The following is a 26001-nucleotide window of genomic DNA, read 5'->3' as shown; positions in this document are numbered from 1 at the left end:
AATGAGCCACTTCGCGCGAAGTAAATCTAAGCCACCTTTCAGTACAGTCAGCCTTTTGCGCGCAAAGGCTGGCGATGCTCCAGAAGGAACAGTGGATGCAAATCCATGTGCTCAAAGCCCAAGGCGTATCGGAGCGCGAGATCGCGCGGCGCCTGGGCATTTCTCGCAACACGGTGGCGCGGTACCTGTCGGCTGAGGAAGTGCCGCGCTACAAGCCGCGTGAACCGCGGCCAACCAAGCTCGGAGCGTTCGAGGCGTACATCATCGAGCGCATGAGGGCCGCAGCACCGGAGATCATCGCAGCGCCGGCGCTGCTGCGCGAGTTGCGGGCGCGCGGCTACGAGGGCCAACTGCGAAGCCTGCAGGCTTTCATGAACACGCATAAGCCCATGCCGAAGCCCGATCCAGTCGTAAGGTTCGAGACCGAGCCCGGCCGGCAGATGCAGTGCGATTTCGTTGTCTTCCGACGAGGCACCAACCCGCTTTACGCCTTCACCGCCACGCTCGGCTTCAGTCGTTGGCGCTGGGCACGCTTCACCACCGATGAACGCGCCGAGACGCTGGTTGCCTGTCATCATGCGCTGTTCGAAGCCTTGGGTGGCATTCCTCGCGAGATCCTTTACGACAACGCCAAGACCATCGTTGTCGAACGCGATGCTTATGGCGACGGCCAACATCGCTGGCACGCCTGCCTGCTCGATCTGGCCAAGCGGTACGGCTTCCTGCCCAGATTGTGCCAACCGTACCGCGCGCAGACCAAGGGCAAGGTCGAGCGATTCCACCGCTATCTGCGCGGCAATTTCTATGTGCCGCTGGCGAGCCAGCTTAAACAATCCGGCTTGATGCTCGATGCCGCGACTGCGAACGTCGAGGTGAGTAAATGGCTGCGCGACGTGGCCAACCAGCGCGTGCATCCGGTTACCGGGCAGGCACCCGCGATTCTGTTGGAGCAACGAGAACGGGCTTGCTTGCTCGATATGCCTGGCTACACATTGCCCCGATTGCCGGCTCGCGCCGTCGCTCGGCCGCGCGTTGATCCCGCGATGTCGATCCAGCACCCGTTGTCCATCTACCAGCAATTACTGACCGAGGTGCGCGCATGAACTTGCAGCAGGAACGCATCGACGGGCACTGCCAAAGCCTGAAGCTCGAGGGACTCATGCACCGATACGTCGCTCTGGCCAGCGACGCGGCGGCCAAGCAATGGAGTTTCCTCGACTTCCTCGAGAACGCGCTCGCGCACGAACGAGAGACGAGGCAAGTTCGTTCGCGGCACACACTGGTGCGCATGGCCGGGTTTCCCGCCATCAAGACACTGGATGACTACGATTACAGCTTCGCCGTCGGGGTCCCGCGCGAGGCAATCGACGAGCTTGCCACGCTACGCTTCATCGAGCGAGGCGAGAACGCCGTGTTGCTTGGTCCGTCGGGCGTGGGCAAGACGCACCTCGCGATCGCCATCGGATATGCAGCGACGCAGGCCGGCATCAAGACGAAGTTCATCACGGCGGCGGATCTGATGTTACAGCTCGAGGCTGCACGCCGACAGGAGCGATACGACGCCGTTCTTCGGCACAACATTCTCGGCCCGAGGCTGCTCATCGCCGATGAGATCGGCTATCTACCGCTCTCGGGCGATCAGGCCAGTCACTTCTTCCAGATCGTCGCCAAGCGCTACGAGCGTGGCTCGATGATCCTGACCAGCAACCTGCCGTTTGCGCAGTGGGACGAAACCTTCGGCGGCAACACCACCCTCACTGCAGCGATGCTCGACCGCATCCTCCACCATGCCCACATCATCCAGATCAAAGGAGACAGCTACAGACTGAAACAGCAACGCAAAGCCGGGCACGTCCCGACATCGAAGAAGTAGCGACTGGCTCAGTTTTACTTTGCGCGATCAGGCGCGAAGTGGCTCAGATTTCAAACGCGTTTGACAGGCGTTTCGCGAAGCCGCCGGCGAGCGATTACAACGCGCACCGGCCACTGCGCGATGACGAGGACCTGCGGCAGATCCTGGCCTATCGCGTGCCGCGCAAGGTAACGAATTCACTCACGGTGCAGTACGACCGTGTGATGTACCTGCTGGAAGACACGGCGGTCAATCGCCGCCTGATCCATGAGTACGTGGAGGTCGTCGAGTATCCCGATGGCGTGATCGAGGTGCAGGCCGACCGCACGGTGTTGCCGCACACCGAATATGACCGCATCACGAAGATCGACCAGGGCGCGGAAATCGACAACAAGCGGCTCGCGAGCGCGCTGGAAGTGGCGCGGCAGGTTCAGGCGATACGTGATGACCGGCGCGCGGCGGGCTCGCCTTCCCGCACGCATATCGGTGAAGCGGTCCGTGCGAAGAAGGCGCTCGTCGGGCTGAAGAAGCAGCGTGCCATCGAGGTCGCCGACCTGAACCAGGCCGTTCTCGATATCAGCGCAAAAGAAGTGAGGGAACGGAGGTGGCTGCGCCGCCCCACCCCAAAAACACAAACGGAACCAAGGCAAAAACGACGTCAAAACTGGACATTTCTATCTAGCCGAAACCCGGACATTTGAATCTGGCTTTGACAAATCGATGCGTCCGCAAAATTACCCGCGCCGCGAGGTCGCCTGCACGATGCGGCCATCCTGCGCGACCGATTGAACCGCACCGGGAATCGTGGGGCTGATTGGTTCAAGAAGCTGTTGCGAAATTCGCTGAACAGAGGTTTGCGACGGGGTCGGTCTTACCGGCAATCTGCGAGGCAGTTCTCTCGCAAAACAGTTCCTGTTGGCGGACGAGAAACGTGAACAGCGTGATTTGCTGGTGATCGAGTGCGCCGTGAGCGCCATGCAGCCATTGCTATTCGTTTTCGTCGTCCCTCTGCGCCTCGTCGCAACCAGCAGCATGGTACCGCTGCCGACACGGGCGGCCGCTTCGCGAATGCGCAACGTCAGACGTATGCGCTTGGCCGAGCGATCGGATCGCGTGGCTAGCCGCGTCGAGCCGAGCCGGAAACCCGTGCGGTTTCGCCGGACGACGAGACTCAGAACGATTTTCCGAAGGACACGCCCACTACGTCTTCGGCGAGATGCAAATTTGCATTGCCGCCCCCGAAGGCTGCGGGAATCGAGTTGTTGCCGTCGACCGTCTTCTTGAACGCATGGCCGTAGAACACACCGAACGACGTCTTCGCATCGGTCTTCCACGTGGAGCCAAGCGTCGCCTGATCCTGCACGACACCTTGCGCGAGGACGTTCAGGAAGGTCTCCGTACTGGCGACCGGCTGGCTCGAATGACTGTAGCCTGCACGATGCGTGAGGTGGCTAGTCACGTCATAGCTGGTGCCGATCTTGATTACGTTGGTATTGCGCCAGCCGAAAGCCGGCCCGTTGGACGACCCCATTGTGTTGCCTAAAAACAGGTTGGCGAGCGGATTCGCAATCGACTTCACATTGCCGTACAGAATGCGTTGAAAATCGGCCGCCACTGTCCATGCCGGCGTGACTTTCCAGGAGAGGCCGATGCCGTAGTTCTCCGGAATATCGAACGATCCGCCATCGGCAAAGAGACCTTTGTATTTGTCGAACCGTCCGTGAATCTTCGAAGCCCACGTCACGCCGACCGTCAGCGTGGGCGTGATTTCGCCGGTATAGCCGAGATGCACGCCCACTCCCACTGTCGAATCGGCTCCGCGATCGGTGGCGTTGCCGGGGGCGACCGACATGCCCGTGAACGGTTGCAGCCCGCTTGCGGTAAAGCGCTGATAGGCGATGTTCAGGCCGATACCGAACGCATGCCGGTCCAGCAACTTGTAGGCAATCGTCGGGGAGAGAAACAACTGCTCGAGATCCACGCCGGCCGATCCCGTGGCACCGAAGGCACGATAGGGATTGCGCGCATAGCCCGTGTCAAGGCCGCCGTTCGCGTACAGTGCGAGACCTGCATAAGTGTTCGGCAGAACCTGATACGTCACGGCGAATTCGGGCAGCGCGAAAATCGAGCGATTGTTGCCTGCGTAGCTGCCGTCAGCGCCGAAGCCGTTGCCCGAAATTTCCGCGCCGCGCTTCGGCAGAAAGAGGCTGATGTCGCCATCGAACCGGTTGCCGACGAAGGCAATGCCTGCAGGGTTGGCCGCCGCGGACAGGGCATCCTGCGGCAACCCGATTCCTACGCCGGCCATGCCCTGCGACGCCACGCCATAGCCGTTGGAAAAATAGCCATTGGTCGCCCATGCCAGGCCCGGTATTGCCGCGACAACAGCAAGGAGTGCGCGTGAGGTCCCTTGTAGCTTCATACGTTTCCCCGAATAATGTTTAACAGCCAACGGGGCAGAGTCTATTGACCAGGGTTCGCGCCTCAAACCAAATTTTTCACATAAGCTTTAGATAGATTATCAACATATAAACTGTAATCGTTCAATGAGTTCTTCCGATTCCACCATCGACCTTCGCACCATGCAGGCTTCTGCGAAAAATGCCTGCGCCCTGCTGAAGGTTCTCGCCAACTCGGATCGTTTGCTGGTCATGTGCCGTTTGTCTCAGGACGAGTTGTCCGTCGGCGAGTTGGAGGATCAGCTAGGCATCCGCCAGCCCACCCTGTCCCAGCAGTTGGGCGTGCTTCGGGAAAATGGTCTGGTCACTGCGCGCCGCGAGGGCAAGAACATTTTCTACTCGGTGGCGAGTGCCGAGGCGCTTGCCGTGATGGATGTGCTTTATCAGCAGTTCTGTGTCGCTTCCTGATCCGGGCGCCATCGCGCGCCCGGCAGTCGCTCGCCTGGAAGAACAGTAGCGAGTGCGATTCGATGCTGCGGCGCGCCGGCGCATCGGGTAGCGCAGATGGATCGTCGAACGCCGTATCGGCGGTCAGGCGCGCGGGGTCAGTCAGCGCTGCGCGCGATAGACGCCGCTGCGTAATGGCGCACCCGGCACACCCCGCAGGCTCGGCAGCCCCTCAGGTGGCTCATACGCGCAAGTTGCCGGCCACTCGCCATTCAGAACCGGGTAGTTGAATCCGGCTCCCTCTACGTCGGCGAAAGTTAGTCGCTCACGTGAAACACTTCGAGCGTGTAGCCCATGTTGAAGTAGCCGGCGAGCGCGTACGTCGCAATGCGTTCGAAGTGCTCGGCGTCATGGCCCTGCGGGGCGGACAGCCGCCGTGCTGCAAAAGGGCGTGCGCTTTCCCGCGCGACAACGGACGCGGCGTGGTCTCTCGAACGTCGCCGCACGCTGTGTAGCAGCCGCGATATCGCGTTGCGAGAGAGCAATGCGAGGCTCATCGACATGACGGCACCTCCTGGTCATCTGGCGTTCACGCATTCAATCTAGTCACCGTCGCACGGCCGCACAACCAAGCATTCTTTCGATGCTTTTTCGCCGCTCGCGATAGGAAAGCTCCCTCCGTGCGGATTCACGCGGGCCGTTCCTCCTGGCCCTTTAGCGCAAACCGTGCATTGCAAATCCCGTGCTGCCCGCAAACGTTCTGCCAATCGGTTATTGGAGCCGTTTGCACGCCGTTTCTATACTCGGCTTCCGGTCAGCACTCACCATCCGAGAGTGCCAGTCGAAGATCCAGCAAAGGTGCAGGGGCATCACCCTCCGTCACTCGTCCAGAAAGGAACAGCAAATGAGTCTACGTCCGTTACATGATCGCGTGATCGTGAAGCGTCTCGATCAGGAAAGCCGTACGGCATCGGGCATCGTCATTCCGGACAGCGCCGCCGAGAAGCCGGATCAGGGCGAAATCGTCGCAGTCGGTCCGGGCCGTCGCGGCGACGACGGCAGGCGTATCGAGCCGGACCTGAAGGTCGGCGAACGCGTCCTGTTCGGAAAATATGCGGGGCAGTCGGTGAAAGTCGACGGCAACGAACTGCTCGTGCTGCGCGAAGAAGACATCGTCGCAGTCGTTCAATCCTGAGGGAGAGTCAAACATGGCAGCCAAAGAAGTCGCCTTCAGCGACAACGCACGGTCCAAACTGGTTGAAGGCGTGAACCTGCTCGCCAATGCCGTGAAAGTCACACTCGGTCCGAAGGGCCGCAACGTGGTGCTCGAACGCAGTTTCGGCAGCCCCGTCGTGACCAAGGACGGCGTATCCGTCGCCAAGGAAATCGAGCTGGCCGACAAGCTGCAGAACATCGGCGCGCAGCTCGTCAAGGAAGTCGCCTCGAGAACGAGCGACGACGCCGGCGACGGCACGACCACCGCGACGGTGCTCGCACAGGCCATCGTGCGCGAGGGCCAGAAGTACGTGGCAGCCGGCCTCAACCCGCTGGATCTGAAACGCGGCATCGACAAAGCCGTGGTCGCGGCAGTCGAGGAACTGAAGAAGATCAGCAAGCCGACGACCACCAGCAAGGAAATCGCGCAGGTCGCAACCATTTCGGCCAATGGGGAAGAGTCGATCGGGCGGCGCATTGCGGAAGCCATCGACCGCGTCGGCAAGGAAGGCGTGATTACCGTGGAAGACGGCAAGTCGCTTGCCGACGAACTCGATGTGGTCGAAGGGCTGCAATTCGATCGCGGCTACCTCTCGCCCTACTTCATCAACAATCAGGACCGGCAGCTCGCCATCCTGGAAGAGCCCTTCGTGCTGCTGCACGACAAGAAGATTTCGAACATCCGCGACCTGCTGCCCGTACTCGAACAGGTCGCGAAGTCGGGCCGGCCCCTGCTCATCATTGCGGAAGACGTGGAAGGCGAAGCGCTCGCCACACTCGTCGTGAACAATATTCGCGGCATCCTGAAGACGGTGGCCGTGAAAGCGCCGGGCTTCGGCGACCGCCGCAAGGCGTTGCTCGAAGACATCGCAATTCTCACGGGCGGCCAAGTGATCGCGGAGGAAACCGGCCTGACGCTCGAAAAAGCGACGCTTGCCGAACTGGGCCAGGCCAAACGCATCGAGGTCGGCAAGGAGAACACCACCGTGATCGACGGCGGCGGGGAGAAGTCCAACATCGAGGCGCGGGTCAAGCAGATTCGCGTGCAGATCGCGGAAGCAACGTCCGACTATGACCGCGAGAAGCTCCAAGAGCGCGTGGCGAAGCTTGCGGGCGGCGTAGCGGTCATCAAGGTGGGCGGTGCGACCGAAATCGAAGTCAAGGAGAAGAAGGACCGCGTCGACGATGCACTGCACGCCACGCGCGCCGCTGTGGAAGAAGGCATCGTGCCGGGCGGAGGCGTCGCGTTGATTCGCGTGAAGCAGGCCATTGCCGGCCTGCAAGGTGCGAACGCGGACCAGAACGCGGGCATCAACATCGTGCGCCGCGCCTTGGAAGAGCCGCTGCGCCAGATCGTCGCGAATGCCGGCGAAGAAGCCAGCGTGATTGTCGCGAAGGTGGCGGAGGGCTCGGGCAACTTCGGCTACAACGCGGCCTCCGGCGAATACGGCGATCTGGTGGAAACCGGCGTGGTCGATCCCACGAAGGTGACGCGCACGGCGCTGCTCAACGCGGCCTCCGTGGCGAGTCTGCTGCTGACGACGGATGCGACGGTATATGAAGCGCCCAAGGACGCGGCGCCCTCCGCATTGCCTGCTGGCGCAGGCGCGGGCGGTCCGGGCTTCGAGTTCTAATCCCTCGACGGGAAAATGCCGGCGCCCGCAGGCGCCGGCCAACCGTCATCGTCGTGGCGCTCGTGCCGGTTCAGGGCAACAGCTCGAGCCGGTTTCAAGCCGGTTGTGCGAACAACTCAGCCAACCGATCGAGCAACGCCGTTCGCAATCCACCGTCGCTTGCTGCCTGCCGGTTACGCGGACGCGGCAGATCGACCCGCAACTCGTGCACGATGCCGCCACCCGCGCCGTCTTGCCCGGACTGCATCACGAGCACGCGGTCCGAGAGCAGCAGGGCTTCGTCCACGTCGTGCGTCACCACCAGCGCGGCCATCCGATGCGACGACGTGACCTGCAATAACAGATCCTGCAAGCGCATTCGCGTAATGGCATCGACCGCGCTGAATGGCTCGTCGAGCAGCAGCACGCTCGGTCGTGAAAAGAGCCCACGCGCGATTGCCACGCGTTGCGCCATACCGCCCGATAGCTCCTTCGGCCAGCGCGCCTCGATCCCGGGCAGGCCAACCTCGGCGAGCAGTGCCGAGACGCGGTCGGCGGCTTCGTCGCGAGCACGCAGCGGAAAGCTGATGTTGTTCGCCACATCGAGCCACGGCAAAAGCCGCGGCTCCTGAAAGATCACACCAAGCGCCGGCGACGGACCATCGAGCGGCAGGCCTCCGAGCGCGACTACCCCATCGAAATCGCGATCGAGCCCGGCCGCGATACGCAACAGCGTACTCTTGCCGCAGCCGCTCGGGCCGAGCAGGCTCACGATCTCGCCGGGGCGCACCGCAAGCTGCGTATCGTTCAGCACCGCGCGGCCGCCGTAGCGCTTCAGCCGCACACGTACATGGAGCACGGAATCGCTCATCCTCGCCTCTCGCCGGTATCCGTATCGCGCCACACCAGCACGCGGGCTTCGAGCGCCTTCATCGCGCCGTCCGTCAGTTTGCCCATCAAGGCCAGCAGGATGATGGCGCCGAACACGATGTCGGGCCGTCCGGTTTCGCGCCCGTCGCTCAACAGATAGCCGAGGCCGCGCGTGGCGGCGATCAGTTCCGCGGCCACCACGAACATCCACGCGAGGCTCAGGCCCGTGCGCAGCCCCGTGAAGAGTTGCGGGAGCGCGGCCGGCAACAGGATGCGCGTCAGCATGCGTGCCGGACTCAGCCGATAAACCGCGCCGAGTTCTACGAGCTTGCGCTCCACATTGCGAATGCCCGCCACCACGGCGAGGTGGACCGGAAAGAAAGCGCCGATCGCGACGAGCGCGACCTTCGGTGCTTCGTCGATGCCCATCCAGAGCAGCAACACCGGCACCCACGCCAGCGACGGAATCGCGCGCAGCGCCTGGAACGACGGATCAAAGAGCGCCTCGAGCCTGCTGCTCAGCCCCATCGCCGCGCCAATCAGCACAGCGAGCGCCGCACCCAGGCCGAAGCCCGCCAGCACGCGCAGCGTACTGGCGACGACGTGGCGCAGAAGCCGTTCGCCTCCCATGTGCATCATCGTGCCCGCGATCGCCGAAGGCGCGGGCACCAGGTTGGCGGGCAATACCTGCGCACGAACCAGCAGTTCGATCGCGCCGAGAAACACCACGGGCAACGCAAGGCCGGCCCAATGCCAGCGTCGCAGGCGTTGTTCCGCAGTCTCGCCGTGCCCGGCTTCCGCTACGTCACGGCGCGCCGTCACGGCATGCGAAACGGCGGCCGCCTGCGTGGCGCCCCGCTCGTGTGCTTCGTGCGCGGGCACGGCGCCGGATGCGCTGCTGTTGCGCAGCGTGAGCGCGTCGTCGATAGCCATCGGATGGTCCTTCAGGGTGTTCCTTTAAGGTGACCCTTCAATGTGCGCCCGTCGACGCGATGACTGTCTGGGCCGGCCGAACGTCGATCAGCGCATCGATGACCTGCTCCACCTTCGTGCCGGGCTTCACCAGTTGCTCCTGCGTGAGGATGGGCGCGGCGGCCTTGAGCGCGGCGATCTGCTTCGGCCCCGGCTGCGGCTGGCTGAAATCGTTGCGGCTCAGTTGTAGCTTCGCCACCGCGAGCGACACTTTCGACTCGTTCGCGATGATCTGTGCGGTCTCGTCCGGATGCGCGGCGATCCACAGCCGGGCTCTCTCGTAGACTTTCAGCACGCGCGCGAGTGTGCCGGGGTACTGCCTGATGAAGTCTTCGCGCGCATTCAGGAAGCCCCACGTGTTGAAGTCCACGTTCCGGTACAAGAGGCGCGCGCCGTTGTCCACTTCCGCCGCGGCCATGTGGGGATCGAGCCCGGCCCACGCGTCCACCTGCCCGTTGACGAGCGCCGTGCGTCCATCGGGATGCTGGAGATTGACGATCTCGACGTCGTTCGCGGACAAGCCCGCCGTGTGCAATGCGCGCAGCGTGAACAGATACGGGTCGGTGCCCTTCGTCGCGGCGATCTTCTTGCCCTTGAGCTGCGCGAGCGACTGGATGTTCGAATCCTTGCGCACGACCAGCGCCGTCCACTCGGGGCGCGAGAAGATGTAGACGGTGCGGATGGGATTGCCGTTCGCCTTGGCGAGCACCGCGGCAAGCCCCGCGCTGGAGCCGATCTGGATCGCTCCGCTGTTCAGGTATTCCAGCGCGCGGTTGCTGCCGAGACTCAGCACCCACGTGATCTTCGTGTGGTCGGGCGCAAACGCTTCCTCGAGCCAGCCGTAGTGGCGAATCACGAGGCTTTCGGGCGAGTAGTACGCGTAGTCGAGCTTCAGTTCCGTGGGTATGGCCTCGGCGGCATGAGCCGCACGCGGCGGGAGCGCCGCGGTAAGCATCGTGAAGGCGACGGCCACAAAGGCGGCGACGGCCGCCCGTACGCGCGCGAAGCCGACGCGGCTCGATTGCTTCATGGTATTTCCCCGGTTCGGTCGTATGGAGTGGGCGTGTGCCGCAGCGAAAGGGGCGGCAGTGCATACAGCCCGATTCACGCAGTCGGACAGCCGATGCTAACGGCCGCATGCGCGTCGGTGAACCGATGTTTAGAGCAAAGCAAATGACGGTGCGCGAATTGCGGCTCTGCGCGTCGCACCGAGCGCTGTTGTTTGCGCCGCGTCGCGACTCGCTATCACGCGGGAGCATGAGCATCGAGCGATCGGATCGTTGGCCGGATGACGACCGGCGCATCCGGCTCGTTTTCGTCCTGCACGGCATATCGCCCGAGGGGGACGGGCGACGCTTACGAACGTCCTTGCAGGGGAAGAAGCGGCCCCGACCATCGAGCATGGCGTGCCGTCATCGAATCGATGACGGCACGCCGCCCGACACGTCAGGAGCCGCTCCCTTCAGGCGCTTCGCGCGGACAGATGCCGAATGACCGACACCATCGCGTCCACTTCGTCGCACGTGTTGTAGAACGCGAGCGACGGACGCACGGTTGCTTCCAGCCCGAAACGTCGCAGAATCGGTTGAGCGCAATGATGGCCGGAGCGCACCGCGATGCCCTCCTGGTTCAACGCACGCCCCACCTCTTCCGTCTCGTAACCCTTCAGCACGAACGACAGCACACTCGCCTTGTGCCGCGCCGTACCGACGAGCCCCACGCCCGGCACCGGACCGAGCCGGCTCGTCGCGTACTCGAGCAAATCGTGTTCGTAGCGACCGATGTTCTCGATACCGATCCGCTCGACGTACTCCAGTGCCGCGCCGAGTCCGACGGCATCCGCGATGTTGCCCGTGCCGGCCTCGAAGCGGTTGGGCGGCGGCTGGAACACCGTGCGCTCGAACGTCACGTCCGCGATCATGTTGCCGCCGCCCTGCCACGGCGGCATGTCGTCGAGAATGGCGCGCTTGCCGTACACCACGCCGATGCCGGTCGGCCCGAAAATCTTGTGGCCGGAGAACACGAAAAAGTCCGCGTCCAACGCCTGCACGTCCACCCGCATGTGCGACACCGACTGCGCGCCGTCCACGAGTACCTTCGCACCCGCACGGTGGGCCAGCTCGATGATCTCCTGCACCGGCACCACGGTGCCGAGCGCATTGGACACCTGTGTGACGGACACAATCTTCGTGCGGCTGGAAAGCAGCTTGCGGTACTCGTCGAGCAGCACCTGGCCCGAATCGTCCACCGGAATCACGCGCAGCTTCGCGCCCGCTTGCGCTGCGAGTTGCTGCCACGGCACGATGTTCGCGTGATGCTCCAGATGCGACACGACGATCTCGTCGCCTTCGCCCACATTGCACGCGCCCCAGGTCTTCGCGATCAGGTTGATGGCCTCGGTCGTGCCGCGCACGAACACGATTTCGTCCGGTGACGCCGCGCCGATGAAACGCCGCGCGATGGCCCGCGCGTTCTCGTAGGCATCCGTCGCACGGCCCGCCAGCGCATGCGCGGCGCGATGGATGTTCGAGTTCTCGTGCGCGTAGAAATACGCGAGGCGGTCGAGCACGGCCTGCGGCTTTTGCGTCGTCGCCGCATTGTCGAACCAGACGAGCTGCTTGCCGTTCACGCGCTCCTGCAGAATCGGGAAGTCGCGGCGAATCGCGTTGATGTCGAACGGCGGATGCGCGGCCGGCACGGCTGGGCCTGCGCCGCGCGGATCAAGCGCGGCACGCTCGCCGTCGAGAAAGTACGGTACGCCGTGAGCTGCGTGACGATGCGGCTCGACGCCCGGTGCGAAGCGATGAATGGATAGCAGCGAACGCAGATCGTCTTCGTGAGGCAGCCCGAACGACTGCGGCGTCACGCCCGCCGCCGACGGCACGACGATATCCTGCGCGGGACGCTGCCAGCCATGTTCCGGCGCGCCGATGAAGTAGTACGGTGCGCTCCCCGCGGACGATGAAGACGCCGCAGCCCCTGCCTCGTGAGAGGCAACGGCCGGCGCCGGCGCCTGCACCGGCGGCACGCCGAGCGCGGCACCGCCGATACGCGGTTCGAGGGCGGGCGCAATCGTCGCCACGTTGTCGGGCACCCCGGTCTGCGCGACCGCATGCGGTGCCAACGCGGGTGCACGGTTGCCGAGCGTGAGCACGTGCGTGGGCGCGGCGGGCAACAAATTTCCGCCCGGCACGCGCCCTGCCGGCAGCGACGCGCCGGGCACACCCGTGCCCGCTCCGCCAGGCCCCGCGAGCGGCGAGCCGGCGGGCGCCGGGTTCGTGAGCGTGGAGACCACCGGCACCGCAGCGGGCCACGCGGACGGCAGCCCGCCTACGGCCGACGGCGACTCCGGCGACGCCACACTGCCGGGCAACGTCGAGAAAAACGCGTTGGCGAGGCGTGCGAGCGTGTCCGCATCGGGCAGTCCGGCCGGCACCGTGGCGGGCGGGATATCGGGCGCTGCGTCGCCTGGCCGCAGGTTACCGGTAGGTGTCAGCGTAGTCATGGTACTTGCCGATCTCCACGTCATCGAGCACCGCCAGTGCATCAGGCGAATGAACTGCGAGCGAGCAATACAGCGAGATCAGATACGACGCGATCGCCTGATTGTTGATGCCCATGAAGCGCACCGACAGCCCCGGACCTTGCTCTCCCGCCACACCCGGCTGGTACAGACCGACCACGCCCTGGCGCTTGTCACCCACCCGCAGCAGCAGGATCTTCGTCTTGCCGTCGGCGACAGGGACCTTGTCGGACGGAATCAGCGGAATGCCGCGCCACGTGATGAACTGCGAGCCGAACAGATTGACGGTGGGCGGCGGCACGCCGCGGCGCGTGCATTCGCGGCCGAATGCGGCGATGGCGAGCGGATGCGTGAGAAAGAACGCCGGCTCTTTCCAGACTTTCGTCAGCAGTTCGTCCAGATCGTCGGGCGTCGGCGCGCCGGTCAGCGGGAAAACGCGCTGCTCTTCGTCCACGTTCGCGAGCAGGCCGTAGTCCGGATTGTTGATGAGCTGACTTTCCTGCAATTCCTTGATCGTCTCGATCGTGAGGCGCAGCTGTTCCTTGATCTGGTCGTGCGGGCTGCTGTAGAGGTCCGACACGCGCGTATGCACGTCGAGCACCGTGCTCACCGCATTGAGGAAGTATTCACGCGGGTTTTCTTCGTACGGGACGAAGGTGGTGGGAAGCGTCCCTTCGTCTTCGCGTGCCGTGCAGGTGGCGCGCACGGCTTCGGGGTTCTTCACCTGGTTCAGGCGATAGATACCGGCCTCCACTGGCACCCATTGCAGCAGATGGGTCAGCCAGCGCGGCGTGATGGTCGAAAGTTGCGGGACGGTCTTGGTGGCATTGGCGAGTTGCCGTGCTGCGTTATCGCCGAGCGCGGTCGGGCCGCTCACGATCGTCGACATTCGGAGGCTCCTGGTCGATAGAAGAAATACGGGAATGCTTATTGCGATGGGGAATTATCGGGAGCCTGAAAATGGCGCTCAACATGCTATAGCCATCACCGGCCGGTCGACCGGCAAGGTGCGACGCCGCCGGCCGGCCATGGCCGATGAAAATCAGAAGGTTGGCGCAGGTGTGGCCGGACCGCGATCCGGCGCGAGCACGCTCGCTGAAGCGGTGGGCGGCACGCCCAGCAACGTCGAGATGGGCACGCCGAACGCGCGAGCCAGCTTCTCGACTGTCACGATCGACGCGATGGCCGTACCGCGCTCGATTTCGCCGACATACGAGCGATTCAGGCCGGCGTGCTCCGCGAGCTGCTCCTGCGACCACGCATGCGCTTCCCGCTGCGCGCGCACGGCCGCGCCGAAATTGCGAACGAGTGCGGTCATACGTGCACTCCCGCCGTCAGGCCGACCACTACCGCGCCAGCCGGCCGGGCCGCTTCACTGCGCAAGCTGGCCTGCGTCACGTGGCTGCCGGGCGCGACGTCCTGCGTGATCCACACGTTGCCGCCGATCGTCGCGCCGCGTCCTATCGTCACGCGGCCCAGTATCGTCGCACCGGCATAGATGACGACGTCGTCCTCGACAATGGGGTGACGTGCAAGCCCCTTTTCGAGATGGCCGTCTGCATCGACCGGAAACCGCTTGGCGCCGAGCGTCACCGCCTGGTAGAGACGCACACGCTGGCCGATCACGGACGTTTCGCCGATCACGACGCCGGTGCCGTGGTCGATGAAAAAGCCTGCGCCGATCTGCGCGCCTGGATGAATGTCGATACCCGTCTGCGCGTGCGCGAGCTCGGCCACGATGCGCGCGAGCAACGGCAGCCCGAGCCGATACAGCTCGTGTGCCAGCCGGTGATGAATCATCGCGAGCACGCCGGGATAGCAGAGCAGCACTTCGTCTACGCTGCCTGCCGCCGGATCGCCGTGATAGGCGGCGATCACATCGGCATCCAGCCGCGCGCGAATCTCGGGCAAACGCTGCGCAAATGCGCGTACGGCGTGCACGGCGCGCGCCTCCACGGCTTCGCTGTCTTTGGCTTCGCGCCGCGCGATGTACTGCAATTCGAGCCTGGCTTGCGCGAGCAGCCCATGCAATGCGGCGTCGAGCGCATGTGCGACGTAGAAGTTCTCGCTGTCCTGACGCAGGCTGGGCGGCCCGAGCCGCATCGGAAACAGCACGCCCTTGAGCGCGTCGACGACTTCCGACAACGCATCCCGCGAAGGCAGGTCTCGCCCGCCGGGCTCCAGCGCGCGCTTCTGCTCGTCGCGCCACCGTTGCCGGACCGTGTACAGCGAGCCCACGATTTCATCGATTTCGAATACGGCCACAGGCTTTACTCCTTGTCATTCATCGCCGGCACGTGACCGAGCATGGTTCGACCGAAGCGCATCGCACCGCCATCCCCATAATGCGCCCGAGCGATCCACCGCAGTCGTGCGGCTAGTCCTGCACCCACGGCAGCCCATGGAAACGCCAGCCGTTCTGGCCGCCGCGGTGCTGCGCGTCGTCGAGCGCACCCTCGAAGCCTTCGAGCACGTTGAACACGTGTGCGAAACCGGCCTTGGCTGCCGCGTCCGCCGCGAGCGCCGACCGGTTGCCGCTGCGGCACAGCAGCAGCACGACGACATCTTTGCCTGTTTTCGCTTCGAGCTCGCGCACGAAACGGGGATTGCGCGTCAAGCTCGTCCCCGTAGCCCACGCCACATGCACGCTGTCCGGCACATAGCCAACGAACTTGCGCTCTTCGGCGGTGCGGACATCCACCAGCACCGCGTTGCCTGCCGAGACCAGCGCCCATGCATCGCGCGGCGCGACGCCGCCCGCGTAGGCCAGCCCTTCCTTCGCCGCCTGTTCGCGTGCCGTCTCGAGTGCTGCGTGGACCGGTCGTTCTTCGAGTACTGCTGCCATTACGCCTCCCGGGTTCGTTACATGGCCGTTTCACGGCAAGCCGTCTATAGCCATCAGGAAACGATGATGCGCGAGCGTCCGCGAACGGCGAACCAATAAATTTTCATTTCCAAAGAAGCACGCGAGCGGGCTGTACACCGACGAATGACGCGTGTCCCCGCGCACGGCGCTGGCGCACGGCCGCCAAAGACAGGGGTTTGCGAAAGGACGGACCGGCGCGGCGTCGGTCCGCCAGCCCTTGGACCGCGGTTTCCGATGCGCCAAGAGAAGGATGCCTTCGCGGCGATCTTGCGTGCGCAGAGATTGCCCGCATAGCGGGCCGACGCGCGGCCCTCAAGCCGCTGCATCGTCCAACGCGGCGCAACCTCGATTGCCGTGACCACATTGACGTCGCTGGCCTTCGCGCCAAAACGCAGGTCTGGTTCCTTCTCGTCTACTACGCGCGATTCGGGTTCGTCAGGCCAAGACACGCCAAGATCCGCGCGATCACGCTCCACTTCCGCTCGCACCGTTCGATACCCGTGCGCCGGTTCAATCAGCGCACGATGGATTCGCGCTCGGACTCGGCGATCGCCCCGAAAACGTCAGGTTGATAGGCTGGCCGGCAGCGCGGATCGATCACGCTGCGGCCGAAGAAATGGATTCGGACAGGCGAACCCGTCAGTGTTTCCCTCCGGCGCCTTGCGGCGTGGCGCGGATATCGAACGCTCCGCCCGTGAGCGTCCGGTCGCGCAACGTGACCGGCGTCTTGCCGGGCAGCAACGGGAACACCAGCTCCGCAAATCGAATCGCTTCTTCGAGGTGCGGATAGCCGGACAACACGAAGCTATCGACGCCGAGCTCCACATACTCGTTGAGTCGCGCGGCCACCTCTTCGGCGCTGCCGACGAGCGCCGTGCCCGCACCGCCGCGCACGAGGCCGACACCGGCCCACAGATTGGGGCCGACCACCAGCGTGTCGCGGCTGCCGCCGTGCAACGCCGCCATGCGCTTCTGGCCCACGGAATCCATGCTCGCGTAATTGCGCTGTGCCGCCGCGATATCGTCGTCCGTCAGGTGGCTGATCAATCGATCCGCGTCCGCCCACGCTTCCTCGCTCGTTTCGCGCACGATCACATGCAGCCGCACGCCGAACCGAATCTTGCGGCCATACCGCTCGGCTCGCCGCCGCACGTCGGCGATCTTCTCGGCCACGGCGGCCGGCGGTTCGCCCCAGGTCAAATAGGCATCGACATGCTTCGCAGCCAACTCGTGCGCCGCCGGCGACGACCCGCCGAAATACAGCGGCGGATAAGGCTTGCTGGCGGGCGGAAAGAAATTCTGTGCCCCCTGCACCTTAAGGTGCTTGCCGTCGAAATCGACCTTCTCGCCCGACAGCAGGCCGCGCCAGATCGTCAGAAATTCGTCGCCGGCCTCGTAGCGCTCGTCGTGACCGTAAAACACGCCGTCTGCAGCGAGTTCGGTCGCATCGCCGCCCGGCACGACATTGAGCAGCAACCGCCCCTCGCCGAGCGCCTGGTCGAGCGTCGCCGCCTGGCGCGCGGAAGCCGTCGGATTGCCGAGCGACGTGCGCAGCGCCACCAGCAGCTTGATACGCTGCGTGACCGGAATCAGGCTGGCCGCCGTCACCCACGGATCGAGACAGGAAGCGCCCGTCGGAATCAGCAGCCCGTCGTAGCCGAGCTGGTCGGCCGTCACCGCGATCTGGCGCATGTATGCATTCGTTGCCTGACGGCCGAAATCCGATTTGCCGAGATAACGCGTATCGCCCGAAGTGGGCAGGAACCAGAAAATATCGAGACTCATGATGTATTCGTTAAATGATCATCCACCGCACCCGTGACATCCTGCGATGCCGGGGTCCTGCAAAATCAGCCCCACGGCTGCCGAAACACGGTCATACGCCGGTCGTCGCCGCCGCCCGTTGCGCACGCCTCGCCGCGTAATCCACCGGCGCACCGCCGAGGTAGGCATCTCGCAACGCATCCAGCTCCCGCAGTTGCGCCGACGTGCCATGCGCGACGACCCGTCCGCTTTCGAGCACGTAGCCGCAACTGGCGAAGCGCAGCGCAATCGAAGCATTCTGCTCGGCGAGCAGGAAACTCACGCCCTCGTCACGATTGAGCGCCGCGACGATCTCGAAGATGTCCTCGACGACATGCGGCGCCAGCCCCATCGACGGCTCGTCCAGCAGCACGAGCGACGGATGCGCCATCAGCGCGCGACCGATCGCCACCATCTGCTGCTCGCCGCCCGATGCATAGCCGGCCAACGCGCCGCGCTTCTGCTTCAAGCGCGGAAAAATCGTGTAGATCCGTTCGAGATCGGCGTCGATCTCGGCCCGCTTCGGCCGTCGCGCGAACGATCCGATCCGCAGGTTCTCCTCGATCGACAGGTGCCCGAAGCAGCGACGCCCTTCGAGCACCTGCACGAGACCGCGCTCGACCAGCGTCCAGGGCTCGAGACGCGTGACGTCCTCGCCGCGATAGACGACACGCCCGCCCGTCAATTCGCCGCGCTCGGCGCGCACCAGGCTCGAAAGCGCCTTCAGCATGGTGGTTTTGCCCGCCCCGTTGCCGCCGAGCAGCGCAACGATCGCGCGCTCGGGCACCGTCAGCGACACCCCGCGCAACGCGGGAATGATCCCGCCGTAGGTCACGGAGATCTCGTCGGCCTGCAGGATCGGTTCGCTCATGCTCAAGGCTCCTTGCTGCAATCGCGCGGCGTGATGTTCTTTTCCTTCGCATAGGCGAGCGCCGATTTCTCGATGATCGGGCGCAGCAGCGCTCGATCGGCCTGCACCCAGTCGCTGATCACGTTCCACTTGCTGCCGTTCCATTGCTGGAAGCGCACCGCGCCGCCGCCTTCGTGGTCCGAGCACGACAGCTTGAGCGGCTGCACGAGACCGAGCGCGCCGAGCTGCCGAAGCCGCGCATCGTCGAGGTTCAGGTGCTCGAAGCCCCAGCGTACCTGTTCGCCCGTGAGCGGCTTGTTGCCGTACTTGCGTTGCGCGACGCGCACCGCCTCGACGTTCAGGATGCCGTTCACCACGCCGAGGTTGTAGTAGACGGTGCCGAAGCGCGCAGGGTCCTTGAGGTTGCCGTTACCGGTTTTGATCACGTACTGGTTGATCGCCTGCAGGACCGGATAATCGGTGCCCGACGGGTGCGTCGTGATCGAGACGAAGCCCTTGGCCGCATCGCCGGCCGGGCGCACGTCTTCTTCCGAATTGCTCCAGATGTTGCCGATGATGTGGTCGGCCGGATACCCGACCTTCTGCGCGCTCTTGAGCGCCACCGGGTTCATGACGCCCCAGCCGCGCAGGATCACCCAGTCGGGCTTGATCTGGTGGATCTTCAGCCACTGCGAGCCCTGCTCGTTGCCCGGGTGCGGCACCTCGATCTGGATCGCGTCGAAGCCGTATTTCTTCGCCAGCAGGTCGACCACGGGAATCGTCTCGCGGCCATATGGCGAGCCGTGATAAAGCACGACGATCTTCTTGCCCTTCAGGTTGGCCAGCCCGCCCGAGCGCTGCCCGATGTAGTTGACGATCGCCGAGACTTCGCTGTACGGATTCAGCTGCAGAGGAAACACGTAGGGAAACACGGCCCCGTCGGTCGAATCGGTGCGCCCGTGGTTGATCGTGATGAGCGGAATCCTGTCGGCCGTGGAACGGTCGAGCGTCGCATACGCGATACCGACCGACAGCGGATTGGTGGCAGCTGCCGGTGCGCCGTCCGGGCCGCCGTTCTTCAGGCGTTCGTAGCACTCGACGCCTTTCTCCACGACGTATTCGGTCTCGCACTCCTTCCATACCAGCTTGACACCATTGACGCCGCCGTCGCGCGCGTTGATCAGTTGCATGTAATCGATGAAGCCGCCGAAAAAGCCGCTGCCGCCGGCCGCATACGGGCCGACACGGTAGCTTTGCAGCGGGAAATATTCCTCGGCAGCCGCGTGTGCCTGCGGCAGCGCCGCCGAGCACAGCGCGAGCGCAGCGATGAATGTGCCAGCCCGTTTTTTCCATGCCGAACGGCCAAGGTGCCTGCGAACATTTCCCATATGATCGATATTCCTTATTTATATGATGATAAAAAACGTCATTCCCGGTCGATACGGATTCATTTCGCGTGTCTGAACCGCTGTCGCGCCACCTGGACGAGGCGTGCCAATCCGTCCGGCTCCTTGATCAGAAACACGATCACGAGGCTGCCGAACACGATCTTCTGCAGGTTCTGCAACTGGTCGCTGCCGATTCCGATGCGGGCGAGTTCGCTGCCCGCGTTCGACAGCAGGATCGGCAGCAGCACGACGAAGGCGGCGCCGAGAAAATTCCCGCCGATGCTGCCCATGCCGCCGATGATGATGATGAACAGGATCTGGAACGACAGGTTGAGGCTGAAGCCGTCCGGTTCGATCGTGCCGAGATACGCAAAGGCCCACAGCGCGCCGGCGATGCCCAGCACGAAAGAACTGAGCGCAAATGCGAGCAGCTTGGTACGCCCGATCGGGATGCCGATCACGCGCGCCGCCGTATCCATGTCGCGCACCGCCATCCAGCGCCGCCCCAGTTCGCTTCGCACGAGGCTCGCCCCCAGTGCGAACAGCACGGTGGCCACGCCAAGCACCAGCAAATAGCGCGATGCCGGATTGTCGATGTGCCAGCGGCCGATCGCGAGCTGCGGCGCGCTCAGCACACCGGACATGTCGTCGTGCGAGAACCAGCTCACGCGGGTAAACAACCAGACCACGAAAAATTGCGCGGCCAGCGTCGACACGATCAGATAGAAACCCTTGATGCGCAGGCTCGGCAACCCGAACAGCACACCGACCGCTGCGCTCGCGACCCCGCCGAGCAGCAGCGCCGCCGGCAACGGCAGCGCCGGCACGCGCACGAGCAGGTTATAGCTCGCGTATGCACCGATCGACATGAATGCCGCCGAGCCGAGCGAAAGCTGCCCCGCATAGCCGGTCAGAAAGTTCAGGCCGAGTCCCGCGATCGACAGGATCAGAAACGGCACGAGAATCGCATTGAGCCAGTAATCGTTGGCCCACAGCGGCACGCCGACGAATGCGGCCACCGCCAGCATGCCCGGCCCGACCCACTGGCGCCAGGCCAGGCGACGCGACGCGGGAATCGAAGCGGTATTGGTCAAATCCATGTGAATTCCCCTGGGTCCGTTCCTAGACACGCTCGACGGCCGGCTCGCCGAACAGGCCGTACGGCCGCGCCAGCAGGAACAGCATCGCCAGCAGATACGGGAACCAGTTCTCGATGCCGTCGCCGATCACCCCGCCCGCGTAAACTTCCGCCAGCTTCTCGGCGGCGCCGACCAGCAGCCCGCCCGCGATAGCGCCGCCAATCGACGAAAAGCCGCCGATGATCAGCACCGGCAGGGCCTTGAGCACGACCAGGGAAAGCGAGAACTGCACGCCGAGCCGCGCGCCCCACAGCAGGCCGGCGACCAGACTCGTGAATCCGGCAAGCGCCCACACCACCGCCCATACACGCGGCAGACGGACGCCGACTGCCAGTGCGGCAAGCGGATCGTCGGCCACCGCGCGTAGCGACAGGCCGAGCCGCGACCATTTCGCGAACAGCGACAGTCCGAGCACCAGCACGCCGGCCGTCGCCGCCGCGAACAGGTCGAACTGGCTGACCATCACACCGGCCAGATGCAGAGGCCGATCGTCGATGCCGAGATCGAGACCGTGGACCTGCGCGCCCCAGAACAATTGCGCCGCGCCCTCGAGTATCAGGCTCAGGCCCAACGTCGCCATGAACAGCACGATCGGCGGCCGGTTCACGAGCGGGCGCAGCACCAGCCGCCCCGTCAGGATCGCGATCACGACCAGCGCGACGAGCGTGGCGGCAAACGCGAGCCATCCGTTCCAGCCGCGCTCGACGAGACTCACATAGGTCAGCGCGCCGAACAGCACGAGCGCGCCCTGCGCAAAGTTGAAAACGCCGGATGCCTTGTAGATCAGCACGAAACCGATCGCGACCAGCGAATACATCACGCCCGCCAGCAACCCGCCGACCAGCACCTCGATAAAAAACGCCATCACGTTCCCCGTTGTCCGTTTCCGTCAGTGATGCGTGCCCATGTAGGCAGCCAGCACGTCCGGGTGCGCCCGCACCTCATCAGGTCTGCCGTCGGCGATCTTCCTGCCGTAGTCGAGCACCACCACGTGATCGGACACGCCCATCACAACGCCGATGTCGTGCTCGATCAGCACCACGGTCACGCCAAAGTGCGCGTTGGCGTCGAGCACGTATTCGGCCATCGCATGCTTTTCGTCGGCATTCATCCCGGCCATCGGTTCGTCGAGCAGCAACAGCCGCGGCTCGGCCGCGAGCGCGCGCGCCAGTTCGACGCGCTTTTGCAGCCCGTACGGCAGCGAGCCGACCACGGCGTCGCGATACGCCTGCAAGTCGAGTTTCTCGATCACACGCTCCGCATACCGGCGCTGCGCGGCTTCGTCGCGGCGGGCGCGGCCGACATGCAGCGTCTGTTCCAGCCAGGTGCTGCGCCGATGCAGGTTGCGGCCCGTCAGCACGTTGTCGAATACGCTCATGCGGCGAAACAACGCGAGGTTCTGGAACGTGCGCGCGATGCCGCGATGCGCGGCGCGATACGGGTCCATGTGCCGGTACGTGTGTCCGTCGAAGCGGACCGCGCCCTGCTGCGGGCGATACACGCCGTTGATCACGTTGAGCAGCGAGCTCTTGCCCGCGCCGTTGGGTCCGATCAGCGCGCAGATTTCGCCCGCCGCCACCTCGAAGCTGACGTCGGTGACGGCCTTTACGCCCTTGAACAACAGCGAGATGCGCTCGAGCGCGAGCAGCGGCGGCGCGGTCTGCGTCATGTGTCAGGCACCCGTTCAGGCCGCGACCGGCTGCAGCCGGCTTTCGAGTTCGCGCACCAGCGGCAGCACCTTCTTGCCGAAGTACTCGACCTCTTCGATGAAGTGCAGGAAACCCGTCAGCACCAGATCGACGCCGATCGCCTTCAGCGCGACGATCCGCTCCGCGATCTGCTGCGGCGTGCCGATCAGGTTCGTGCGGAAGCCGTCGTTGTACTGCACGAGATCCTCGAACGTCGATTTCGCCCAGTTGCCTTCCCCTTCCGGCGACGCCTTGCCCGCCTGCTTCACCGCGTCGCCGAACGCATTGACCGCCTCGACGTGCGCATGCGCAATGATGTCGTCGAGCACGGCCCGCGCTTCCTCCTCGGTGTCGCGCGCGATCACGAACGCGTTCACGCCGATGCGCACACGATGGCCATTCGCAGCCGCCTTCGCGCGGATGTCGTCGATCTGCGCCTTCAGGTTCTCCGGCGTATTGCCGTTGGTGAAATACCAGTCCGACACGCTCGCGGCGTTGTCGCGGGCCGCGCGCGAACTGCCGCCCTGGAAGATCTCCGGGTGCGGCTTCTGCAGCGGCTTGGGGCTCAGCGTGTAGTCGTGGAAGCGATAGAAGTCGCCCTTGTATGTGAAGTTGTCCTGGGTCCAGATACCTTTCAGCACTTCGATGAACTCTTTCGAGCGCCGATAGCGTTCGTCGTGCTCGAGCCAAGGCTCGCCGATCGCAGTGAATTCACCCTTGAACCAGCCGCTCACCACGTTGATCGCGATGCGCCCGTTCGTGAGGTGATCGATCGTCGCCAGTTGCTTCGCGACCACGGCCGGATGCCACGGCCCCGGCAGAATCGCGGCAAGCACCTTCAACTTGGTCGTCGCGTGCAGCAGCGCGTGGCTGAACGACACCGACTCGTGCTGATACTCGGCGCCGTAACCGGCCGTGAAGCGGATCTGGCTCAATGCGTATTCGAAACCCGCGTCTTCGGCGGTCTTCGCGAGCTTCTGGTTGTATTCGAGGCTCCAGTCGGTACGCTGCTCGATCGTGCTGACGACAAGGCCGCCGCTCACATTCGGCACCCAGTAGGCGAACTTGACGGCTTCGTCGGAAGAAGTGGCATTGCTCATGGAAAGGTCCTGTTCAGAAGATGTTGAAACTCACGCGGCCGACGCGGCCACCGCAGGTTCGAGACGACTGGCTTCCTGCACGAGCGGTACGGCCCGCTCGACGGCAAGCCGGATGCGATCGAGCAGCTCCGGGCTCGTAATCGCGTAGTCGTGGAAATCCCGCTCGGATGCGAACACACCGAGCGGCAAGGTCCGCGCCTGGAAGAAACTGAACAGCGGGCGCAACTGATGGTCGATCACCAGCGTATGACGCTCGCTGCCGCCCGTCGCGGCCAGCAGCACGGGCACGTCGATCAGCGCCTCGTGATGCACGAGATCGAACAAATGCTTGAAAAGCCCCGTGTACGACGCCCGGTAGACCGGACTGCCAACGATCAGCACGTCGGCCTCCTCGATGGCGCGCAACTGAAGCGCCAGCTCGGCGGAAGCATCCGCTCGGGAAAGCACGCCGGACAGCACCGGCGCAATCTCTCCGAGTTCGATCAAATGCGGCTCGACCGGCAGCACCGCACGCAGGCCCGACAGCAACGCCTCCGTCAGTGCGAGCGTTCGCGAAGGCCGTGACGTGTTGCCCGAGACAACGACCACCTTGTAAATCTTCTTGCCCATCGTGCGTTCCTTTTCATGTGCTGCGTGACGCCAGCGTTGCAGCCAGCCGTGCAGGCCAAACATTTAGCGAATACCGTGCCAAACGGCCTCGTTCTCGTTCCACGACAGGAAAACCGGCCGCGATTCGCCGCATATTCACGACATGCGTGGTTCGCGAGACGATCCACGCGTCATTCCGGGCAGACTGGAAACCATATCGCCGGCGCAGATGACCGAGCGGCAGCAAAGCTGCTTCCTCACTGCTTCATGAGCAGCATCAGGAGTAAAAGGACGGCGTCGGAAAGCGCTCATTCAACGCCCAGTCCCCGAGCTCGCGAATCTTGTAGTCGATCGGATCGTGCAGGGTATGGACACGCAGATTCCGCCAGAAGCGGTCGAACCGCAGCGCCGCGGTGGTCGCCCGCGCGCCCGTTACCTCGAACATGCGCTGCGTGACATCGAGGCCGGCCTGCGCAGACGAGACCTTTGCCGCCGCAACGGCAATCGCGACCTCGCCGCGCTCGATCTCGGTGAGCGCGGCCTCACGCGTCCACGCCGCATCGAACGCGGCGGCGGCTCGCTCCACCAGTGCGCCCGCACCCTCGAGCGCAAGCCAGAACCGGCCGTAGTGCCCCTGTACGTAAAGATCTTCGGTCGGATGGCGCGCCGGGGATGCGATCCACGCGCGCGTGCTCTCCCGCGTAAAATCCCGCGCCGCACGTAACGCGCCCTCGCCGAGGCCGAGATAGATATGCGCCAGGATCAGTTGGGCCAACAACGGCCGCAAGCAGGCAAACGGCGAAGACAGCGGCCCCGGATCGGCGAGGATTTCATCGCGCGCCACCGCCACGCGTTCGAATATCACCGTGCCGCTATCGGTCTGGCGCTGCCCGATGTTGTCCCAGTCGTAGAGAATCACGATCCGCTCGCGGGCAGTCGGCACCACGCCGATCAGCAAACGTCCCTGCGCATCGAAAGCCGAGGCCAGCAGACGATCGGAATCCGCCGCGCCGGAGCAGAAACTCTTTCGTCCAACGAAATTCCATCCGTCTGCACCGCCCGGTTCCGCACGCGTGCCCCGGTCGAGCGGATTAAGCGCATTTCCCCAGAACCAGCGTTGCGAGACGGTCTGCTCCAGCCATGGTTCCCACTGCTGTGGGCACCCGAACAGGCGCACCGTCGCGAGATGCAGATGGTGAAAAGCGAATAGATGGGCGAGCGAGCTGTCCACCTGCGCGAACCGCCGTACGACGGCCAGGGTCTCGGACCAGCTCGCGCCATGACCGCCATACGCACGAGGCACGCTCAGCCCCAGCAGGCCGCTGTCGCGCAACATGCGACGCTCGCGCAATGGCGTCCCGCCGGCCCGGTCACGCGCAACGGCCGTACGCTCCAGTTCCTGCGCAACCGACTCCACCGCCGGCTGCCAGGACGCCAATGCAACTGTCTCAGCACCGATATGCTTCATTAGCAAGACGCCTTCCGATCGAGATTATTCGAGCTGGCGTTCATGCAGGTTCCATGCCACGGGCGAATGGGCTCGAAAGACGTCGAAACCGGAGCCGCCGCGCTTGTCTGGCAGCAGCGCGCCAGCAAACTGCTGCTCGATCCGCAATTCTTCAGCGCTTGCTGCCTAAAAGCCGGGCATCTGATTTGAATATGACAATTTGTTGCTTCCCACGCAGCAC

26 protein-coding genes are annotated in these 26001 nt (G+C 64.3%); 7 read left to right on the top strand and 19 right to left on the bottom strand.

Annotated elements, in window-relative coordinates; all coding sequences use genetic code 11:
• Nucleotides 1-74 precede the first annotated feature (74 nt).
• From istA to MBR110_RS26075, 3 genes are read left to right on the top strand one after another with little or no spacing between them, the layout of a single operon-like run.
• Entirely contained in the window at nt 75-1103 is a 1029-nt protein-coding gene (gene istA / locus MBR110_RS26085) for an IS21 family transposase (RefSeq protein ID WP_181709686.1), read from the top strand.
• Entirely contained in the window at nt 1100-1873 is a 774-nt protein-coding gene (gene istB / locus MBR110_RS26080; RefSeq protein ID WP_181709685.1) for an IS21-like element ISBcen13 family helper ATPase IstB, read from the top strand. Before istA ends, istB begins: the two co-directional genes overlap by 4 nt.
• Nucleotides 1874-1911: 38 nt before the next feature.
• Nucleotides 1912-2553 (top strand): hypothetical protein, encoded by a 642-nt coding sequence (locus tag MBR110_RS26075; RefSeq protein WP_105856545.1) that lies wholly within the window; start codon nt 1912-1914, stop codon nt 2551-2553.
• Between the two features lie 470 nt (nt 2554-3023).
• Here MBR110_RS26075 and MBR110_RS26070 read toward each other — a convergent pair whose 3' ends face one another.
• The gene (locus MBR110_RS26070) at nt 3024-4274 is read right to left on the bottom strand and encodes an OmpP1/FadL family transporter (RefSeq protein ID WP_176000097.1); all 1251 of its coding nucleotides are present in this window, start codon (nt 4272-4274) and stop codon (nt 3024-3026) included.
• A gap of 124 nt (nt 4275-4398) precedes the next feature.
• Here MBR110_RS26070 and MBR110_RS26065 point away from each other — a divergent pair, with 124 nt between their 5' ends.
• Nucleotides 4399-4719 (top strand): ArsR/SmtB family transcription factor, encoded by a 321-nt coding sequence (locus tag MBR110_RS26065; protein ID WP_041494374.1) that lies wholly within the window; start codon nt 4399-4401, stop codon nt 4717-4719.
• 296 nt (nt 4720-5015) lie between these two features.
• Here the strand turns inward: MBR110_RS26065 and MBR110_RS26060 are convergent, their stop codons facing one another.
• A complete protein-coding gene (locus MBR110_RS26060; protein ID WP_014725928.1) occupies nt 5016-5261 on the bottom strand; it encodes a hypothetical protein in 246 nt (81 codons plus the stop codon).
• A 341-nt stretch (nt 5262-5602) separates the two neighbouring features.
• Between MBR110_RS26060 and groES the strand changes: the two genes are divergently transcribed.
• Both groES and groL read left to right on the top strand, forming a co-directional pair.
• On the top strand, nt 5603-5893 hold the full coding sequence (gene groES, locus MBR110_RS26055) for a co-chaperone GroES (protein ID WP_014725927.1): 291 nt from the start codon (nt 5603-5605) through the stop codon (nt 5891-5893).
• A 13-nt stretch (nt 5894-5906) separates the two neighbouring features.
• A complete protein-coding gene (gene groL, locus MBR110_RS26050; RefSeq protein WP_176315187.1) occupies nt 5907-7547 on the top strand; it encodes a chaperonin GroEL in 1641 nt (546 codons plus the stop codon).
• A gap of 94 nt (nt 7548-7641) precedes the next feature.
• Here the strand turns inward: groL and MBR110_RS26045 are convergent, their stop codons facing one another.
• The 17 genes from MBR110_RS26045 to MBR110_RS25965 form a co-directional block, all read right to left on the bottom strand.
• On the bottom strand, nt 7642-8397 hold the full coding sequence (locus MBR110_RS26045) for an ABC transporter ATP-binding protein (protein WP_181709684.1): 756 nt from the start codon (nt 8395-8397) through the stop codon (nt 7642-7644).
• Nucleotides 8394-9329, bottom strand: coding sequence for an ABC transporter permease (locus MBR110_RS26040; RefSeq protein WP_014725924.1), 936 nt, complete (start codon nt 9327-9329; stop codon nt 8394-8396). Before MBR110_RS26040 ends, MBR110_RS26045 begins: the two co-directional genes overlap by 4 nt.
• 37 nt (nt 9330-9366) lie before the next feature.
• Nucleotides 9367-10398, bottom strand: coding sequence for an aliphatic sulfonate ABC transporter substrate-binding protein (locus MBR110_RS26035; RefSeq protein ID WP_181709683.1), 1032 nt, complete (start codon nt 10396-10398; stop codon nt 9367-9369).
• Nucleotides 10399-10830: 432 nt separating this feature from the next.
• Nucleotides 10831-12873, bottom strand: coding sequence for a family 2A encapsulin nanocompartment cargo protein cysteine desulfurase (locus tag MBR110_RS26030; protein WP_181709682.1), 2043 nt, complete (start codon nt 12871-12873; stop codon nt 10831-10833).
• Nucleotides 12848-13780 carry a family 2A encapsulin nanocompartment shell protein gene (locus tag MBR110_RS26025; RefSeq protein WP_014725921.1) on the bottom strand — a complete coding sequence of 311 codons (933 nt, stop codon included), beginning with the start codon at nt 13778-13780 and terminating at the stop codon, nt 12848-12850. Before MBR110_RS26025 ends, MBR110_RS26030 begins: the two co-directional genes overlap by 26 nt.
• A gap of 153 nt (nt 13781-13933) precedes the next feature.
• Entirely contained in the window at nt 13934-14209 is a 276-nt protein-coding gene (locus MBR110_RS26020; RefSeq protein ID WP_014725920.1) for a helix-turn-helix domain-containing protein, read from the bottom strand.
• Nucleotides 14206-15156 carry a serine O-acetyltransferase EpsC gene (gene epsC, locus MBR110_RS26015; protein ID WP_034192722.1) on the bottom strand — a complete coding sequence of 317 codons (951 nt, stop codon included), beginning with the start codon at nt 15154-15156 and terminating at the stop codon, nt 14206-14208. The genes MBR110_RS26020 and epsC overlap by 4 nt, the downstream gene beginning before the upstream one ends.
• 112 nt (nt 15157-15268) lie before the next feature.
• A complete protein-coding gene (locus tag MBR110_RS26010) occupies nt 15269-15736 on the bottom strand; it encodes a rhodanese-like domain-containing protein (RefSeq protein WP_014725918.1) in 468 nt (155 codons plus the stop codon).
• Between the two features lie 660 nt (nt 15737-16396).
• Nucleotides 16397-17542 (bottom strand): FMNH2-dependent alkanesulfonate monooxygenase, encoded by a 1146-nt coding sequence (gene ssuD / locus MBR110_RS26005; RefSeq protein ID WP_014725917.1) that lies wholly within the window; start codon nt 17540-17542, stop codon nt 16397-16399.
• Between the two features lie 91 nt (nt 17543-17633).
• Entirely contained in the window at nt 17634-18431 is a 798-nt protein-coding gene (locus MBR110_RS26000) for an ABC transporter ATP-binding protein (RefSeq protein ID WP_014725916.1), read from the bottom strand.
• Nucleotides 18432-18433: 2 nt separating this feature from the next.
• The gene (locus MBR110_RS25995; protein ID WP_014725915.1) at nt 18434-19798 is read right to left on the bottom strand and encodes an ABC transporter substrate-binding protein; all 1365 of its coding nucleotides are present in this window, start codon (nt 19796-19798) and stop codon (nt 18434-18436) included.
• A gap of 59 nt (nt 19799-19857) precedes the next feature.
• On the bottom strand, nt 19858-20898 hold the full coding sequence (locus MBR110_RS25990) for a branched-chain amino acid ABC transporter permease (protein WP_014725914.1): 1041 nt from the start codon (nt 20896-20898) through the stop codon (nt 19858-19860).
• A 22-nt stretch (nt 20899-20920) separates the two neighbouring features.
• Nucleotides 20921-21802 (bottom strand): branched-chain amino acid ABC transporter permease, encoded by an 882-nt coding sequence (locus MBR110_RS25985; protein ID WP_059735761.1) that lies wholly within the window; start codon nt 21800-21802, stop codon nt 20921-20923.
• 24 nt (nt 21803-21826) lie between these two features.
• Nucleotides 21827-22606, bottom strand: coding sequence for an ABC transporter ATP-binding protein (locus MBR110_RS25980; RefSeq protein ID WP_014725912.1), 780 nt, complete (start codon nt 22604-22606; stop codon nt 21827-21829).
• Between the two features lie 15 nt (nt 22607-22621).
• Nucleotides 22622-23725, bottom strand: coding sequence for a dimethylsulfone monooxygenase SfnG (sfnG, locus tag MBR110_RS25975; RefSeq protein ID WP_014725911.1), 1104 nt, complete (start codon nt 23723-23725; stop codon nt 22622-22624).
• A 30-nt stretch (nt 23726-23755) separates the two neighbouring features.
• Nucleotides 23756-24334, bottom strand: a complete 579-nt coding sequence (gene msuE, locus MBR110_RS25970; RefSeq protein WP_181709681.1) for an FMN reductase — start codon at nt 24332-24334, stop codon at nt 23756-23758.
• Between the two features lie 256 nt (nt 24335-24590).
• Entirely contained in the window at nt 24591-25781 is a 1191-nt protein-coding gene (locus MBR110_RS25965; protein ID WP_181709680.1) for an acyl-CoA dehydrogenase family protein, read from the bottom strand.
• A 66-nt stretch (nt 25782-25847) separates the two neighbouring features.
• Here MBR110_RS25965 and MBR110_RS32335 point away from each other — a divergent pair, with 66 nt between their 5' ends.
• The gene (locus MBR110_RS32335; RefSeq protein ID WP_014725908.1) at nt 25848-25970 is read left to right on the top strand and encodes a hypothetical protein; all 123 of its coding nucleotides are present in this window, start codon (nt 25848-25850) and stop codon (nt 25968-25970) included.
• Nucleotides 25971-26001 lie beyond the last annotated feature (31 nt).

The sequence above is a fragment of the Burkholderia sp. MBR-1 genome, assembly GCF_013822785.1.
Classification (GTDB): Bacteria; Pseudomonadota; Gammaproteobacteria; order Burkholderiales; family Burkholderiaceae; genus Burkholderia; species Burkholderia vietnamiensis.
The sequence above is the reverse complement of the archived record's forward strand: the minus strand, read 5'-3'. Positions and strand labels throughout refer to the sequence as shown.

Bases quoted from the DNA above. Each gene is read 5' to 3' on its own strand.
- MBR110_RS25985 (WP_059735761.1), bottom strand. From the start codon at position 21,802: ATGGCGTTTTTTATCGAGGTGCTGGTCGGCGGGTTGCTGGCGGGCGTG.
- MBR110_RS26000 (WP_014725916.1), bottom strand. From the start codon at position 18,431: ATGAGCGAACCGATCCTGCAGGCCGACGAGATCTCCGTGACCTACGGC.
- MBR110_RS26010 (WP_014725918.1), bottom strand. From the start codon at position 15,736: ATGGCAGCAGTACTCGAAGAACGACCGGTCCACGCAGCACTCGAGACG.
- MBR110_RS26065 (WP_041494374.1), top strand. From the start codon at position 4,399: ATGAGTTCTTCCGATTCCACCATCGACCTTCGCACCATGCAGGCTTCT.
- MBR110_RS26040 (WP_014725924.1), bottom strand. From the start codon at position 9,329: ATGGCTATCGACGACGCGCTCACGCTGCGCAACAGCAGCGCATCCGGC.
- groES (WP_014725927.1), top strand. From the start codon at position 5,603: ATGAGTCTACGTCCGTTACATGATCGCGTGATCGTGAAGCGTCTCGAT.
- MBR110_RS26035 (WP_181709683.1), bottom strand. From the start codon at position 10,398: ATGAAGCAATCGAGCCGCGTCGGCTTCGCGCGCGTACGGGCGGCCGTC.
- MBR110_RS26020 (WP_014725920.1), bottom strand. From the start codon at position 14,209: ATGACCGCACTCGTTCGCAATTTCGGCGCGGCCGTGCGCGCGCAGCGG.
- msuE (WP_181709681.1), bottom strand. From the start codon at position 24,334: ATGGGCAAGAAGATTTACAAGGTGGTCGTTGTCTCGGGCAACACGTCA.
- MBR110_RS25990 (WP_014725914.1), bottom strand. From the start codon at position 20,898: ATGGATTTGACCAATACCGCTTCGATTCCCGCGTCGCGTCGCCTGGCC.
- MBR110_RS26070 (WP_176000097.1), bottom strand. From the start codon at position 4,274: ATGAAGCTACAAGGGACCTCACGCGCACTCCTTGCTGTTGTCGCGGCA.
- MBR110_RS26030 (WP_181709682.1), bottom strand. From the start codon at position 12,873: ATGACTACGCTGACACCTACCGGTAACCTGCGGCCAGGCGACGCAGCG.
- MBR110_RS25995 (WP_014725915.1), bottom strand. From the start codon at position 19,798: ATGGGAAATGTTCGCAGGCACCTTGGCCGTTCGGCATGGAAAAAACGG.
- MBR110_RS26045 (WP_181709684.1), bottom strand. From the start codon at position 8,397: ATGAGCGATTCCGTGCTCCATGTACGTGTGCGGCTGAAGCGCTACGGC.
- MBR110_RS26060 (WP_014725928.1), bottom strand. From the start codon at position 5,261: ATGTCGATGAGCCTCGCATTGCTCTCTCGCAACGCGATATCGCGGCTG.
- MBR110_RS26025 (WP_014725921.1), bottom strand. From the start codon at position 13,780: ATGTCGACGATCGTGAGCGGCCCGACCGCGCTCGGCGATAACGCAGCA.
- ssuD (WP_014725917.1), bottom strand. From the start codon at position 17,542: ATGAGTCTCGATATTTTCTGGTTCCTGCCCACTTCGGGCGATACGCGT.
- MBR110_RS25965 (WP_181709680.1), bottom strand. From the start codon at position 25,781: ATGAAGCATATCGGTGCTGAGACAGTTGCATTGGCGTCCTGGCAGCCG.
- groL (WP_176315187.1), top strand. From the start codon at position 5,907: ATGGCAGCCAAAGAAGTCGCCTTCAGCGACAACGCACGGTCCAAACTG.
- sfnG (WP_014725911.1), bottom strand. From the start codon at position 23,725: ATGAGCAATGCCACTTCTTCCGACGAAGCCGTCAAGTTCGCCTACTGG.
- istB (WP_181709685.1), top strand. From the start codon at position 1,100: ATGAACTTGCAGCAGGAACGCATCGACGGGCACTGCCAAAGCCTGAAG.
- MBR110_RS25980 (WP_014725912.1), bottom strand. From the start codon at position 22,606: ATGACGCAGACCGCGCCGCCGCTGCTCGCGCTCGAGCGCATCTCGCTG.
- MBR110_RS32335 (WP_014725908.1), top strand. From the start codon at position 25,848: ATGGGCTCGAAAGACGTCGAAACCGGAGCCGCCGCGCTTGTCTGGCAG.
- istA (WP_181709686.1), top strand. From the start codon at position 75: ATGCTCCAGAAGGAACAGTGGATGCAAATCCATGTGCTCAAAGCCCAA.